Origin of the sequence: Fluoribacter gormanii (genome assembly GCF_900156395.1) — a bacterium.
Lineage (GTDB): Bacteria > Pseudomonadota > Gammaproteobacteria > Legionellales > Legionellaceae > Legionella > Legionella gormanii.
In genome coordinates this window covers 149976-164840 of sequence record NZ_FTNL01000003.1, presented here as the reverse complement: position 1 = coordinate 164840, position 14865 = coordinate 149976, and the positions used below count along the sequence as shown (strand labels likewise).

The following is a 14865-nucleotide window of genomic DNA, read 5'->3' as shown; positions in this document are numbered from 1 at the left end:
CGTGTTAGAACATTGAAACAATATTAATGACTATTTTTAATCCTGTCAATGGGGAAATGCAGGTAAAGGATTTATATTAAAGTATAAATTTATAGCCTGACTCATAAGTTAAAAAAATCCCCTCTCCACACAATGGAAGAGGGGCGAGTCCTAATGATTAAGAAGTATCTGGGCTATGAGTTGAAAATGTTGCAGATGTGTCGATTAACAACCATATACAGATTGATAATCCTCAAGCTTTTTAACGTATTCGTTTTGATGTGTACTTTTTAAGTAATCGATTAAATCAAATAGGGTGATAATTGAATAGACATCAATTCCTTGTGCTTTGATTTCAGTTAATGCTGATTGCTTAGTTAATCCACGTTCACATCGATCCAGAGCGATAATAACCCCAGTTAATTGGCCGCCATGTTCCTTAATCAAAGCCTGTGATTCTCTAAAAGCAGTACCTGCAGTAATAACATCATCAACAACGATGGTTTTTCCGGACAAGGGGGCACCGATTAATTGACCACCTTCACCATGATCTTTTACTTCTTTACGGTTAAAAGTAACGGTCGTGTCTTTTCCTAATTCAGCCAAAGCTATAGCTGTTGCGGTAGCAAGAGGTAAACCTTTATAAGCAGGCCCAAATAGATGTTCGAATTGAACTTGATGCTCAAGTAGAGTCCTTGCATAAAATTGTCCTAATTTCCGTAATGCGTCTCCTTGATAAAATAATCCCGCATTAAAAAAATAAGGACTGACACGGCCGGACTTTAAAGTAAACTCACCAAATTTTAATACTTGGCAATCAAGTGCTAATTTTATAAAAGCTGATTTCATCTGATTCATTATGTATTTCCAATAGAAAAAAATAAGATAAAGATATTGTTTTTTTTAAAAAATTCTTAACAATCAATAAAAAACTGCTATGCTAATCTATATGTAAGGAAACATTTCTTACGTATAGTGAATGTTTATTATAACTCAGCGTTTTAATAGTAGATATTTTTGCGCTAAAAATAAACATCTGTAATGGTTGGATAGTAAAGCTTAAGACAAAGGGGATAGCTAATGTCGCAAAGAGAAACGGGCCATGTAAAATGGTTCAATGAGAAAAAAGGATTTGGATTTATCATTAATGAAAATGGTGACGATATTTTTGTTCATTATAAAGATATCCAAGGTGTAGGATTTAAAACCCTCCATGAAAATGATCCAGTATCCTTTGTGCTTGATAAAGGACCTAAAGGGTTGAAAGCACAAGACGTTACACTGATTAACGAACAGTAGAGTAACGCATAACATATTCTCAGCTATCGCTGCGTGTTAAGTTTAACCTGGGCTAAGGATTTGCCGTAACCTGGGTTTACTTCTCATGCAATGAACTTTTTGATTATGGCTACAAACTAGGAACTTTTGTTTTGGAAAAAGCATTTTACTGGGCTTGATCCTGCAAATTTAAGGATGTGGCAGTTAGTCAAAGATTTCTATTATCTAAATATCATAAAAAAACCAATCTAGATCTTGAATTCTTCTAAAACATCTTCATATATCCCTATCGTTTGTTTATTTTTTACTTTAAGGGATTTTTATGAAACGTTTGTCCATGTATCAAGTAGATGCATTTGCATCTGCTCTTTTTGAAGGCAATCCTGCAGCAGTTTGTCCGTTAGATGATTGGTTAACTGATAAGGAAATGCAAAATATTGCTTCAGAAAATAATTTATCAGAAACAGCTTTTTTTGTTCCTGAAGGAGATGGATATTACATAAGATGGTTCACGCCAAATGAAGAAGTTGCTTTATGTGGCCATGCAACCCTTGCCAGTGCTCATGTTATTTTTGAACAATTAAATTTTAAAGGATCAGAAATAAAATTTAATTGTAAAAGTGGAGTACTTATTGTTCGTAAAAATGAAAATGGGATGATGATGGACTTCCCAGCGTTGCCCTATCATTCAATTGAGCTGTCACCAGAGTTACAGCAGTTAAATTTAAAAAAACCGCACAAGGTCTTAAAAAGTCAGTTTGATTTAATGTTTGTTTATGAGAATGAAAATGACGTAAAAATGGCAGAACCCGATTTGGATGCCGTTGCTCGTTTGGACTACAGAGGACTTATTTTAACCGCACCAGGAAAAAACTCTGATGTATATTCGCGATGTTTTTATCCAGGATGTAATGTTCCAGAAGATCCTGTGACTGGTTCTGCTCATTGCGTTATTGCACCTTATTGGTGTGAACAATTGAATACATCGCATATTGATGCCATGCAAGGTGGTAACCGCCAGGGTAAATTGACGTGCGAAGTAAAAGAAGGACGAGTCTTTCTTTATGGAACAAGCCATCTTTATATGGAAGGGACAATTTATTTACCATGAATACTCTTGAGACACCAAGACTTTTATTAAGAGCATGGAGTGATGATGATATCGCTCCATTTTTTTCCATGAACCAAGATCCAAAGGTAATGGAGTACATTGCTAATTTTTGGACCATGGATATGGTTACTTCGTTTATTGCGCGAATGAATGCACAGCTTGCTGAGAAAAGTTATACCTTGTGGGCTGTAGAAGAAAAATCGACGCATCAATTTATGGGGTTTATTGGTTTAAACAGTCCGGTCTGGGAAGCACATTTTACACCATGTGTGGAAATCGGTTGGCGTTTGGCATCCTCATTTTGGGGTAAAGGTTATGCAACAGAGGGAGCTCAAGCTGTTTTGAACTATGCATTTAAGACACTAAAACTAAAAGAAGTGGTTGCTTTTACTGTACCGGATAATTTACGTTCTCAACGCGTTATGGAAAAACTCGGAATGATTCGAGATCGAAATGGAGATTTTCTTCATCCTAAAATTGATCCAGTCAATTATTTGGCGAAACATTATCTATTCAGGATAAGGAATAACCCAGATTAATGTTCATCACCTAATAGCATGATTTCATTATTTCCTTTATTTAATTTACTTAATGACATTATTTGCGCTTCTATTTATCATGAGTGGTTTATTTAGAATGTTCGTATCGGAAAAGGAGTATCTATGACAATCTATATGTTTCCTGGACAAGGATCTCAAGCAAAAGGTATGGGGATCGAATTATTTTCGCATTTCCCCGAGCAAATAAAACAGGCTGATGAAATTTTGGGGTATTCCATTAAGGAGTTATGCCTGGATGACCCAAATCAACAACTGGGTAAGACTGAATATACTCAACCTGCATTATATATAATTGAAGCACTTTCTTTTTTAGCAAGAACTGCTGAAGAGCCTGCACCACAATATCTCATAGGGCATAGTTTAGGCGAGTATGCTGCCTTATTTGCTGCTGGTGCATTTGACTTTGTTACAGGCTTAAAACTGGTGCAAAAACGTGGTGAATTGATGGCTCAAGCAAGTGGTGGGGGCATGTTGGCAGTAATTAATTTACCAGAAGATCGCATTAAATTTTTATTGAGAGTCAATGGACTGGATTCTATAGATTTTGCCAATTTTAATTCACCCAAACAAATCGTTCTTTCAGGACTTGCTGAGGACATTGCCAAGGCTAATGAATTGCTTGCCAATGAAGCATTGATGTGCGTTCCATTAAAAGTCAGTGGCGCATTCCATTCTCGTTATATGCAAGCCGCTGCTAATGAATTTGCAAAATTTATTGCACCGTTTGAATTCTCTCCACTTCAGACTCAAGTGATTGCTAATGTTACAGCAGAGCCCTATAGCGATAATATGATTAAAGACAATTTGGTGAAGCAAATTTCTCATCCTGTTCGGTGGACTGAAACGATCCGTTATCTGAAAAATCAAGGTGAAACGGTTTTTATTGAGGTGGGTCCTGGAAATGTATTGACCCGTTTGGTAACGCAAATTTAATTATTCCAAAAGAATGGATATTCCCATAAAAATGAACCATGTTTTATGGGGTATCTAATTAAAATTTAAAATTTTATACCTCGTTATATCCAGAAGAAAAATATCATCTACACTTAATGAGTGATCAATTTACAGAGGATGTGATATGACGATTCGACTAAAACATGAGCATGGAACATTAGAAGCGATAGAGCTTTTTCAGCTACAACATCATTTGGCGCTTCCACATCTTAAAAACTATTTGCAATCAAAAGGTTCAAGACAATGCAAATCAATAAAAAGAATTAGTATTGTGCATTCTACTTTGGATGATAAAGATTATAGTGCACTCCACGACATTCTGAGGCTATCGTCTAAAGTGAGTGAGGTTTCTTTCTATTCGAACCATATTGATACGGAACACCTCACTTATTTATTTGATTCCTTACCTAATAAAAAACTGAATACAATCAGATTTGTAGATAATTGGATAGGGGAAAAAGTTCCCGCTCACTTTTTCTCCTTTCTAAAAAATAAAAAAATAAGTGTTTTGGATTTATCATTAAACTGGTTACGTGATACTGGAGTTCAGTGTTTGTTAGAGGCACTAGAAACGAATACAGACTTAAACGAGTTGGTATTAAGCTGTAATGATTTTAGCTTGGTTGGAATGAATGCATTGCATCATTTTGTGTTGAGACATCCCTCATTAAAAATTTTGGATCTATCATACAATAACTTGAATGAAGAATGCGCCAAAGTGATTGCTTCCATGATTACCAAATCACAATCTTTGACGCATCTTAATATCAAGAGCAACAAAATTGGTGATGCAGGGGCTGAATATATTTCGCAAGCATTAAAATCAAATATTAATTTAAAATATGTAGATTTATCAGATAATAGAATTTCAACGACCGGTCTATCCCTGCTCATTCGCGAGGCAGAGACTCATGATAAGCTTGAAGAGTTGATATTAAAGCATAATCATCTGCTCCCTTCAGCGTTAAAACCAAGCCGATCAGACTTACAAGTTTTTTATTGATATTATATGCAGAATTATTTAACCGTTCAGTGTAGGATCACATTTTAGTGGTACATGAACGGTTATACATATTTATCAATGGAGTTTTGCCCATGGGCACTGGTGCTTTTTACCTTTTAAGAGAACGTAGATTTTTGCCTTTTTTTCTGACTCAATTTTTTGGTGCGTTCAACGATAATGCCTTCAAATTAGCAATGCTTACTTTGATTAGTTATCATTTAACACATGACCAAGCTCAGTCTGAGTTTTACCAGGCAATAGCAGGAGCTTTATTCATAACACCGTTTTTTCTTCTTTCAGCTACTTCCGGGCAATTGGCAGATAAATACGATAAAGCTTTAGTGACCCGAGTTATCAAGGTATTTGAAGTATTTTTAATGATTATCGGTAGCTTTGCTCTATATTGGGGCAATATTTTCCTGATGATGTTCACTTTGACTGGTTTAGGAGTACATTCAACATTTTTTGGACCAATAAAATATGCCATTCTACCGGATCATTTACCCAAAAAGGATTTATTAGGTGCGACAGGTTTAATTGATGCGAGTACTTTTATAGCTATTTTATTGGGAACTACTATGGGTTCTCTATCCATAGGAATGAATAACTCAAAACCGTACATGGCTGTTTTTTTGACGGTACTTGTTGCACTCGCTGGATTAACTTCAAGTCTATTTATACCCAGAGCCCCATCTTCATCTGAAAAGATAAAAATTGATGCTCAGATTTGGCGAGTCACCTATAAGATGTTGAAGCAGGCGACAGAGCATTTCGGTATTTTATTATCTATTTTGATTTTATCCTGGTTTTGGTTATTAGGGACAGTAATCCTAACCAAACTGCCTGATTATACGAATTATGTTTTAGGGGCAAATAATGCTGTTTTCGCATTATTTCTTGCAATATTCTCAGTAGGAATTGCATGTGGTTCAGTGACAGTTAACCTTATTTTTCAAGGTCGAATTAACTTGCCTATGGTCCCTTGGGCTATGTTCGCCTTTACCTGTTTTTCTATGGATTTGTATTGGGCTACTCCTGCAACTGAACAAGGATTACTTTTTTCTTTAAGTAATTTTTTTACTCGTTTAGCCCATTGGCGTATTGCTTTTGATTTATTCATGTTGGCTTTTAGTTCAGGCTTATTTTTAGTTCCTCTGTATACCTATTTACAGGTTGCGAGTCCGCCTAATGGCAGAGCTCGAGTTATTGCCACCAATAATATTTATAATTCTTTGTTTATGGTTGCAGGGACCTTTATGGTTATTGGTTTATTGCATTTTAGTTCTGAAATTCCCCAAATTTTTTTAATTTTGAGTTTATTAAATGCTGTTGTTGCATTGTTAGCCCGGATTTATTTAAAGAGAGTGGTTTTGCCAGTAAAACAATAGGTTAAAGTGTAGCCTGGGTGCGGCGAAGCCGAACCCCAGGTTATTTAGTATCTAGCTACAAACTAATTGTGATGCTAACCAATCACGTGGAGGCAGAAAATCAGTGTAAAGTTTTGCTTCTGCACTATTTGTATCTGGTTGCCAATTATATTCCCAAGTAACTTCGGGAGGTAAGGACATTAAAATTGATTCTGTTCTGCCATTCGATTGTAGGCCGAATAAAGTCCCGCGGTCATAGACTAGATTGAATTCAACATAGCGACCTCTTCGGTAATTTTGGAAGGCTTTTTCTCTTTCACCAAAAGGATGGGATTTGCGACGTGATACGATTGGAGCATAAGCCTCTATATAGTGATCACCTATGCTTTGCATCAGCGCAAAACTATGCTCGAAGCTTATGTCATTATAATCATCAAAAAATAAGCCGCCAATTCCACGCGCCTCATTTCGATGTTTAATGAAAAAATAGTCATCACACCATTGTTTGAATTTAGGGTAAATCGTTTGGCCAAAGGGCTTGCAGGCACGCAAGGCAGTTTGATGCCAATGTTTGCAATCTTCTTCGAATCCGTAATAGGGCGTTAAATCAAATCCACCACCAAACCACCAAACAGGCTCTGCGCCATCTTTTTCTGCAAGAAAAAAGCGGACATTTGCATGCGATGTAGGTACATAGGGATTATCTGGATGAATGACTAATGATACACCGAGCGCATTAAAATTTCTGCCTGCTAATTCGGGGCGATGTGCGGTGGCTGAAGCAGGAAGATGAGCTCCCGATACATGAGAAAAATTGACACCTGCTTTTGCAAAGACCGAACCTTTTGTCAAAACACGAGTAATTCCGCCACCACCTGAGGGGCGTTTCCAGGAGTCTTCAATAAATCGGGCTTGACCATCAAGATCTTCAAGTCGCAAGCAAATTGTATTTTGTAACTGTAATAGATAGTTTTTTACTTGTTCTATAGCGTTTTCAGGAAGAGTATGGTTTTTTGACATGGTTGAGCCTCCCCAGGTTATATCTCGCTTATTTTCTCACTTATTTGAAATTGGCACAATGTTTGCATTTCTGTTGTACTGACTTTAAAAGGAGGATATATGGCGTTAGATTTGGATTCATATTTTGGAATACATGCTAAAGCTTTAGTCGCTCGCGATCATAGAGCCTCGCAGTTGGCGAATAATCTGGCGAATGTAAATACACCCAATTATAAGGCTCAAGATGTCGATTTCAATGAGTTTTTGGCAGCCAGTATGGCTGGCGGTGCGCAAAAGATGGAAGTTACCTCTCCGAATCATATCGATACAAATGCAGATTTTGCAGCAAATTTAAAATATCGGGTTACTTCTCAAATGTCTTTAGATGGAAATACGGTGGATAAAGATTTGGAAACCACCGAATTTGCACGAAATTCGCTAAATTATCAAGCCAGTTTGAGCTTTCTTGATAATAAAATCAAATCCATGATGCTTGCGCTGAAAGGGGAATAGCAATGACATTAAGTGCAATTTTTAATATTGCAGGTTCGGCTTTGACAGCTGAAACAGCTCGTTTGACAACGAGTGCTGAAAATATGAGTAATGCTAACGTAGAAACAGGTAATGCTGACGAGGTGTATAAAGCCAAATATCCTATATTCAAAGCAGTACAGGAACACGCAAATCAATGGATGGGAGAACAAATATCTGGAGGAGTTCAACTTAAAGGGACTTATGAAAGTAATTTAGATCCTATAAAACATTATGCTCCTGATAATCCTCAGGCAGATAAAAATGGATTTGTTTATACACCGAATGTGAATTATGTTGAAGAAATGGCGAATGTGATTTCTGCATCAAGGTCATATCAAATGGATGTTGAATTGCTCAATACAACAAAACAACTTTTACAAAGGACCTTAAGGCTAGGTGAGTAAGGGAGGATAGGGAATGTCAACAAATTCAGTTAATGGAACTAATGCATCCAATGCATCATTTAATCAGATTGACGCTACAGCAAAGAAAAGTTTGGGACAACAGGATTTCTTGCGCTTAATGGTGGCTCAAATTCAAAATCAGGATCCCATGCAACCACAGGTGAATGGTGAGTTTCTCTCACAATTAGCTCAGTTTAGTACTAATGATGGAGTTGCTAAAATGCAAGAATCATTGCAACAAATGGCAACTTCTTTGCAATCAAATCAGGCTCTACAAGCTTCAGCTTTAGTTGGGCGTAAGGTTTTGGTAAATAGTAATGCGCTCCAACTGGGAGTCGAAGGAGATACAAAGGCCGCGGTGGATATACCGCCTGGTCTTAGCAATTTGAATGCGTCTATTTACTCAGAATCCGGTGAACTTATAAAAACGATTCCTTTAGGCCAACCTTCACCCGGATTTTTTCAGTTTAATTGGGATGGTACAGGAAACGACAGTAGTCGAGTTAAAGAAGGAAAATATAAAATTGAGGTACATGCTGTTTATGGAGGTCAGGAAGTATCATTAAAAACCATGACCTCTGCAAATGTTGATAGTGTAAGCCTTGGTCAAAATGGAGAAGGCTTAAAATTGAATGTGGCAGGAATTGGACCTATATCATTGGATCAAGTAAGACAAATTTCAGTTTAAAAAGCAGGAGGCTAAAATGATTTTTGACGCAGCATTAAGTGGACTTCAAGCAGCAACCAGTAACTTGGACGTTATAGGTAATAATATTGCAAACTCTTCAACTATAGGATTTAAAGGGTCTCGCGCTAATTTTGGTGATATTTATGCTTTTGGTGGTTATGGGAGCTTTGGTTCCGGCAGCACTGCCATCGGTGGTGGCGTAATGTTGACTCAAGTTCAGCAATCCTTTGCATCAGGAAATTTAACGAATAGCACAAACAGTTTGGATCTTGCCGTCAATGGTTCAGGATTTTTTATTTTAAACAATCCAGGCGGTGGGGCTGTATATACGCGTGCGGGGCAGTTTAGTTTAGATAACCAAAATTATATTACCAATGCTAATGGGCAATATCTTACTGGACTACTTGCTGATAGCCAAGGAAACATTACTGGCACGTCTGGAAATTTACAGATAAGTACCGAGAATATAAGTCCACAGGCAAGTACTATGGTGACAACTGGTGTTAATTTAAATTCACAAAGTACTCCTCCAGCAATTGATTGGGTTGGTGGTGCTTCACCACTTAGCAGCTCTTATAATAACCCCACTGCATTGACTATTTATGATAGTTTGGGGAATTCGCATGTGCTTAGTATGTTTTTTATCAAAGCAGATTCTGCAGCAGCTGCGGGGCAACCTAATGCTTCAACTCCAGCGGGTACAGAGAATCAATGGTATGTTGCTTTTCAAATTGACAACCAAAATGTTCCAGCGAATGCAGGAACAGATAATACAACAAACTTGTTCGAGGTGAACTTTAATTCGGATGGGTCTTTTGCTGGAGTTGCTAGCCCAGGAGGAGCGCCTATTGCTAACAATCTGATCCCATTATCACTAAACTTGAATAATGGTGCTAATCCTTTAAGTTTAAATGTTGATTTATCAGACAGCACACAGTTTGGCAGTCCATTCTCTGTTCAATCCAGTGCCCCCAATGGATATACAACAGGAAGCTTGGCTAGCCTAAGTATCGATGATTCAGGGCTTATTTTAGGAATTTATACCAATGGTCAGTCTATGGCTATGGGACAAATCCAATTGGCTAATTTTGCTGATCCTACTGGTTTGCAAAATATGGGAAATGTGTGCTGGGGTGAAACTTCAGCTTCAGGACAACCTTTAATTGGTGTTGCTACAACTGGAGGATTAGGCGCCATTAAATCAGCGATGTTGGAGCAATCTAATGTTGACTTAACCAGCGAACTTGTTGATTTGATTAGTGCTCAACGTGATTTCCAGGCTAATGCACAGTCTATTCGTGCTGGTGATACCATAACCCAAACAATTATTAATATGCGTTAGGAGATAACTTATGGATCCTATCTTATATAATGCTGCAGGTGGTGGACGAATCGGTTTTAAACGTCAGGAGATAATCGCCAATAATTTGGCGAATGTGAATACTCCTGGTTTTAAAGCCGATATGTATCAGGCACAAACTTTGTATGCAAATATGAATGGATCTAATAGTGGACCAGCCTTTGCAATACAAAATCCAAGTACAGTTGATTTAAGCCCTGGTGAGATTATGACAACAGGGCGTAATTTAGACATAGCGATTCAAGGCAATGGCTGGTTTGCAGTAGGCAATAGTCAAGGTAAAGAGGCATATACTAAAGCTGGAAACCTACGCTTGGATGTTAATGGTTTATTAACTACGGCGTCTGGGCATCCTGTTTTAGGTAATGGAGGTCCCATTTCTATACCTCCATCTCAATCAATTGATATAGGAGCGGATGGGACGATTACAGTTGTGCCCCTAGGCGGTGATCCTAAAAGTGCAGTCATTCTCGATAGGATTAAGTTAGTTACACTGGATAAAAATAACATTGTTAAAAACTCAGAAGGTTTATTCCAATTAAAGAATGGCGGCGCAGCGACAGCTGCTGATGGGAGTGTCAAAGTTAAAAGCGGGGCGATTGAGGGCTCTAATGTTAATGCCATTGACCAAATGGTAGAAATGATTACTTCTGGGCGTGAGTACGATTCTCATATGAAAGTGATATCTACAGTTGAAGATAATCTCCAGAAATTGGCACAAGTATTGCAGGTATGATTACCATTTTAGTCGATAAATAAGAATAATTGCGGAGGGATCTCCATGGAACCAGCATTATGGGTCAGTAAATCAGGCTTGGAAGCACAAGAAAAGAATATTGCTACGATTGCTAACAATTTAGCAAACGTCAACACCACTGGATTCAAGAAAGATAGGGCAATATTTCAAGATTTACTTTATCAAAACTCAAGTCAAGCTGGGGCCCAATCTTCAGAGAACTCTTTAATTCCAACAGGAATAAATGCAGGTTCCGGGGTTCATTTGGCAGCCACAGAAAAAATATTTGAGCAAGGAATCGTGCAAAATACGCGCAACCCTTATGATTTAATGATCCAAGGGCAAGGTTTCTTTACGATTCTAATGCCAGATGGTACGCAAGCTTATACTCGTGATGGTACTTTTACAGTGGATAGCACGGGGCAGCTTGTCGATATGAATGGATATCCGCTGCAACCAGCGATAAATATTCCTAACCAAACATTGGGAGTAACCATTAGTACTGACGGAGTGGTGAGTGCTACCGTGGTTGGAAGTAATACTCCAACAGTACTTGGAAGCATCCAATTAGCTAATTTTACCAACCCCACCGGACTTCAACCTATAGGACAAAACCTTTTTATAGAAACTGCTTCAAGTGGCGCAGCAACATTGAACAATCCGGGAACATCAGGTGTTGGTACCTTATTGCAAGGCTCTCTGGAAGCATCTAATGTGAATGTAGTTGAAGAGTTAGTCAATATGATTCAAGCCCAAAGAAGCTATGAGATTACTGCAAAGGGTATTCAGACAGTAGATAACATGCTGCAATACTTAAATCAAACTGTTTAAGAAGATTTCATCGATGAAATTATTTAATTTGTTTGTTGTAAGCTCACTTGCCATTCTTTTGAGCGGGTGCGAACTGTTAAATCCACCTCAACGTGGAAAAGACCCTGAGTATGCGCCTACATATCCTACAACTCCTGATCCAAAGGAGTTAAGGAAAGAATCGGGTGCTATATATAGTGCTGAAACAGCGTTACCTCTTTTTGAGACACCAAGGGCGAGACATCCTGGCGATATCATTACGGTATTCTTGGTTGAAAGTACTAATGCATCAAAAAATGCGACATTGCAACAAATGAAAACTGATACGAATGTAATTAAAAATAAACTCTTTTTAGGAAGGCCAATTTCCTTTGGTAATGGCTACAGCATGGACTTTGATCTAAACAATCAGCGACAGTTCAATGGTTCTGCCCAAGCTGTACAGAATAATAAGTTGGCGGGAAGTATTTCTGTTACCGTAGCAGAAGTGTTGGCAAATGGTAATATGGTAGTCCAAGGTGAGAAATGGGTTAAAATCGATCAAGGTGAAGAGTATGTGCGTGTATCCGGAATTATTCGACCTCAGGATGTCCGCGCTGACAATTCCATCACCTCAGATCGCCTGGCCAATGCACGTATTGCGTATGGCGGTACAGGACAAGTAAATAATACTAATGCCCAAGGATGGCTGGCACGAATTATGTGGGGACCATTGTTCCCAACCTAATCTGGTTGATCATCTGAATGATGAAGAAATTCAGAATGAATATATTCAGATGATTAACCTTGTTTTACCCGGTTAGAGTAAAAAAGAAGACAGGATTTGCATTTATAAGAGTGCATAATTTAAGGAATCGTAATGCGGCGATTGCTGATAGTTACATGGATGTTGATAATAAATCTGATATCAAATTACGTTTATGCAGAACGGATTAAAGATATTGCAACCCTTGCTGGTGTTCGCACAAACCAGTTGATTGGTTATGGTTTGATTGTTGGCTTAAATGGTACAGGAGATAAAACCGGGACTCGATATACCGAAGACACTTTTGCCAACATGCTGACCCAATTAGGAGTCAACATACAACCAGGAACCAAACTTAATTCAAAAAATATGGCAGCAGTTATGGTGACCGCTAGCTTGTCTTCTTTTATGAAAAAGGGACAAGCTATGGATGTCAATATTTCGTCGATTGGTGACTCAAAAAGTTTATTAGGGGGAACTTTGTTAATGACCCCATTAAAAGGGGCCGATGGACGAGTTTATGCAGTAGCGCAGGGGAATGTGATTGTATCCGGTGTTAGTGCCGCAGGTAGTGATGGTACAAGCGTTACTGTAAATGTTCCTAGCGGGGGACGAATTCCTAATGGTGCGACAATCGAGGCGGATATCCCTAATCCTTTTTATTTTACAAAAGAATTGACCTTTAATTTACATTCCCCTGATTTTACAACTGCAAAGCGTATGAGCGATGCCATTAATGAAATGATGGGACCAGGGACTGCCAGAGCTTTGGATGCTGCATCAGTCGTGGTTACCGCACCTAAAAAAATGTCGCAGCGAGTAGATTATGTTTCAGTGCTGGAAAATATAGAATTTAAACCTGCAGAGGCAATCGCTAAAATTATTATTAATGCACGTACAGGAACGGTAGTTATTTCGTCTAATGTCATTGTTAAATCTGCCGCAGTTTCACATGGTAATTTGGTGGTTAGTGTGACGGAAACTCCAGTGATAAGCCAACCTAATGCCTTTGCAAATGGACGAACCGTTTCTACCCAACAATCACAAGTATCGATTGAGCAGAAAAATAATCATGCTTTTGTCTTGCCACCAGGCGTGACATTAAAGGATATTGTTAGAGGTATTAATGCTGTAGGCGCAACACCAGCTGATGTGATTGCGATACTTGAAGCACTACAACAAGCCGGTGCGTTAAATGCTACTTTAATTGTGATATAAGAGTGGAACATGTCAGAACTTATGCAAGAGTTTGGTTTGTTCTTAAATCCTGAAGATCAAGAATTTGATCCATCAAGATAAAGGATACATATGACTGTAAAAGGAATTGCAACCAGTGATTTTAATGCATTAAATGAGCTCAAAGTTCAAGCACAAAATAATGCAAAAGAAGCGCTACCTGAGGCGGCAAAGCAATTTGAAGGAATATTTTTACAGTCTATGTTGAAAAGCATGCGTATGGGACAGCACTTTCTTGAAGAGTCCAGTCCATTTAGAGGTAAAGATCGAGAAACCTTTCAGGACATGTTGGATGCTCAATATGCGAGTACTATCGCAAATTCCAAGAGCATTGGTTTGGCAGACATGCTTGCACGACAAATGGAGCATAATATACCTACAACGGAACAACCAGCGAAAATGACACCTGCTAAATCGGAGCCTCCTCCTTCGCCACCTGCTACTCCAGCCAACCAAAAACAGCAAAATACATCAACAACTACAATTGATGACTTCGTCAAATCAATTTGGCCTCAAGCCAAGCAAGCCGCATCGCTTATTGGTTTAGATCCTAAAGTGTTAATGGCACAGGCGGCATTGGAAACAGGATGGGGAAAGTTTGTTACCAGGGATATTGATGGCAGCAGTAGTAACAATTTATTCAACATTAAATCGGGTACTAGTGAGCTTGATTCTGTTAATGTTAAAACCACAGAATATATTGCAGATACTCCTATTAAAGTAAATGCATCATTCAGGAAATATTCATCAACTGAACATAGTTTTAATGATTATATTTCTTTAATCAAAGACAACGAGCGATATCAAAATGCGTTGGCTAGTACCGCAAACCCGGAGCTTTATGTTCAAGAGTTACATAAAGCAGGGTATGCGACTGATCCTAAGTATGGTGAAAAGATTTTATCAATTTATCATGGTGAGGAATTAAATCAGGCGATCCAGCGCTGTGAGTTATCACAGCAAGTTTGAAAAAAACATTGTCGCTTACAAAGATGATGATTAAAGCGATAATCTTAAGAGTACTGTATTAAATAAGAGATGTGTAAGACTTTTGAATATTGGTCAGGGTGCGAGTTAAAGCCATGAAGTTAGTCATTCCCG

17 protein-coding genes are annotated in these 14865 nt (G+C 38.2%); 15 read left to right on the top strand and 2 right to left on the bottom strand.

Features of this window, described 5'->3' with window-relative positions:
* Positions 1-204: 204 nt before the first annotated feature.
* Positions 205-837 carry an orotate phosphoribosyltransferase gene (gene pyrE, locus BW930_RS03455; RefSeq protein ID WP_058469166.1) on the bottom strand — a complete coding sequence of 211 codons (633 nt, stop codon included), beginning with the start codon at positions 835-837 and terminating at the stop codon, positions 205-207.
* Between the two features lie 222 nt (positions 838-1059).
* Here pyrE and BW930_RS03450 point away from each other — a divergent pair, with 222 nt between their 5' ends.
* The 6 genes from BW930_RS03450 (at position 1060) to BW930_RS03425 (ending at position 6273) form a co-directional block, all read left to right on the top strand.
* The gene (locus BW930_RS03450) at positions 1060-1278 is read left to right on the top strand and encodes a cold-shock protein (RefSeq protein WP_058469165.1); all 219 of its coding nucleotides are present in this window, start codon (positions 1060-1062) and stop codon (positions 1276-1278) included.
* Between the two features lie 301 nt (positions 1279-1579).
* Positions 1580-2368: a PhzF family phenazine biosynthesis protein gene (locus BW930_RS03445; protein ID WP_058469164.1), complete on the top strand. Its 789-nt coding sequence runs from the start codon at positions 1580-1582 to the stop codon at positions 2366-2368.
* On the top strand, positions 2365-2907 hold the full coding sequence (locus tag BW930_RS03440; RefSeq protein ID WP_076547473.1) for a GNAT family N-acetyltransferase: 543 nt from the start codon (positions 2365-2367) through the stop codon (positions 2905-2907). The genes BW930_RS03445 and BW930_RS03440 overlap by 4 nt, the downstream gene beginning before the upstream one ends.
* Before the next feature lie 123 nt (positions 2908-3030).
* The gene (fabD, locus tag BW930_RS03435) at positions 3031-3861 is read left to right on the top strand and encodes an ACP S-malonyltransferase (RefSeq protein ID WP_058469163.1); all 831 of its coding nucleotides are present in this window, start codon (positions 3031-3033) and stop codon (positions 3859-3861) included.
* Between the two features lie 145 nt (positions 3862-4006).
* The gene (locus BW930_RS03430; RefSeq protein WP_058469162.1) at positions 4007-4885 is read left to right on the top strand and encodes a leucine-rich repeat domain-containing protein; all 879 of its coding nucleotides are present in this window, start codon (positions 4007-4009) and stop codon (positions 4883-4885) included.
* Between the two features lie 92 nt (positions 4886-4977).
* Positions 4978-6273, top strand: a complete 1296-nt coding sequence (locus tag BW930_RS03425) for an MFS transporter (protein WP_058469161.1) — start codon at positions 4978-4980, stop codon at positions 6271-6273.
* A gap of 51 nt (positions 6274-6324) precedes the next feature.
* On the opposite strand, the gene hemF is transcribed toward BW930_RS03425, so the two are convergent.
* On the bottom strand, positions 6325-7272 hold the full coding sequence (gene hemF, locus BW930_RS03420) for an oxygen-dependent coproporphyrinogen oxidase (protein WP_058469160.1): 948 nt from the start codon (positions 7270-7272) through the stop codon (positions 6325-6327).
* 99 nt (positions 7273-7371) lie between these two features.
* Here hemF and flgB point away from each other — a divergent pair, with 99 nt between their 5' ends.
* From flgB to flgJ, 9 genes are all read left to right on the top strand, one after another.
* Positions 7372-7764 carry a flagellar basal body rod protein FlgB gene (gene flgB / locus BW930_RS03415; protein WP_058469159.1) on the top strand — a complete coding sequence of 131 codons (393 nt, stop codon included), beginning with the start codon at positions 7372-7374 and terminating at the stop codon, positions 7762-7764.
* Positions 7765-7766: 2 nt separating this feature from the next.
* Complete coding sequence (gene flgC, locus BW930_RS03410; protein WP_058469158.1) at positions 7767-8189, top strand: flagellar basal body rod protein FlgC; 423 nt, start codon at positions 7767-7769, stop codon at positions 8187-8189.
* A 13-nt stretch (positions 8190-8202) separates the two neighbouring features.
* Positions 8203-8877 (top strand): flagellar hook assembly protein FlgD, encoded by a 675-nt coding sequence (locus BW930_RS03405; RefSeq protein WP_058469157.1) that lies wholly within the window; start codon positions 8203-8205, stop codon positions 8875-8877.
* A gap of 16 nt (positions 8878-8893) precedes the next feature.
* Positions 8894-10219, top strand: a complete 1326-nt coding sequence (flgE, locus tag BW930_RS03400; protein ID WP_058469156.1) for a flagellar hook protein FlgE — start codon at positions 8894-8896, stop codon at positions 10217-10219.
* 10 nt (positions 10220-10229) lie between these two features.
* Positions 10230-10973 carry a flagellar basal-body rod protein FlgF gene (flgF, locus tag BW930_RS03395; protein WP_058469155.1) on the top strand — a complete coding sequence of 248 codons (744 nt, stop codon included), beginning with the start codon at positions 10230-10232 and terminating at the stop codon, positions 10971-10973.
* A gap of 45 nt (positions 10974-11018) precedes the next feature.
* Complete coding sequence (gene flgG / locus BW930_RS03390; protein ID WP_058469154.1) at positions 11019-11804, top strand: flagellar basal-body rod protein FlgG; 786 nt, start codon at positions 11019-11021, stop codon at positions 11802-11804.
* Positions 11805-11817: 13 nt separating this feature from the next.
* Positions 11818-12510, top strand: a complete 693-nt coding sequence (locus tag BW930_RS03385; RefSeq protein WP_058469153.1) for a flagellar basal body L-ring protein FlgH — start codon at positions 11818-11820, stop codon at positions 12508-12510.
* Positions 12511-12642: 132 nt separating this feature from the next.
* The gene (locus tag BW930_RS03380; RefSeq protein WP_058469152.1) at positions 12643-13746 is read left to right on the top strand and encodes a flagellar basal body P-ring protein FlgI; all 1104 of its coding nucleotides are present in this window, start codon (positions 12643-12645) and stop codon (positions 13744-13746) included.
* Positions 13747-13836: 90 nt separating this feature from the next.
* Positions 13837-14733: a flagellar assembly peptidoglycan hydrolase FlgJ gene (flgJ, locus tag BW930_RS03375; RefSeq protein ID WP_058469151.1), complete on the top strand. Its 897-nt coding sequence runs from the start codon at positions 13837-13839 to the stop codon at positions 14731-14733.
* Positions 14734-14865 lie beyond the last annotated feature (132 nt).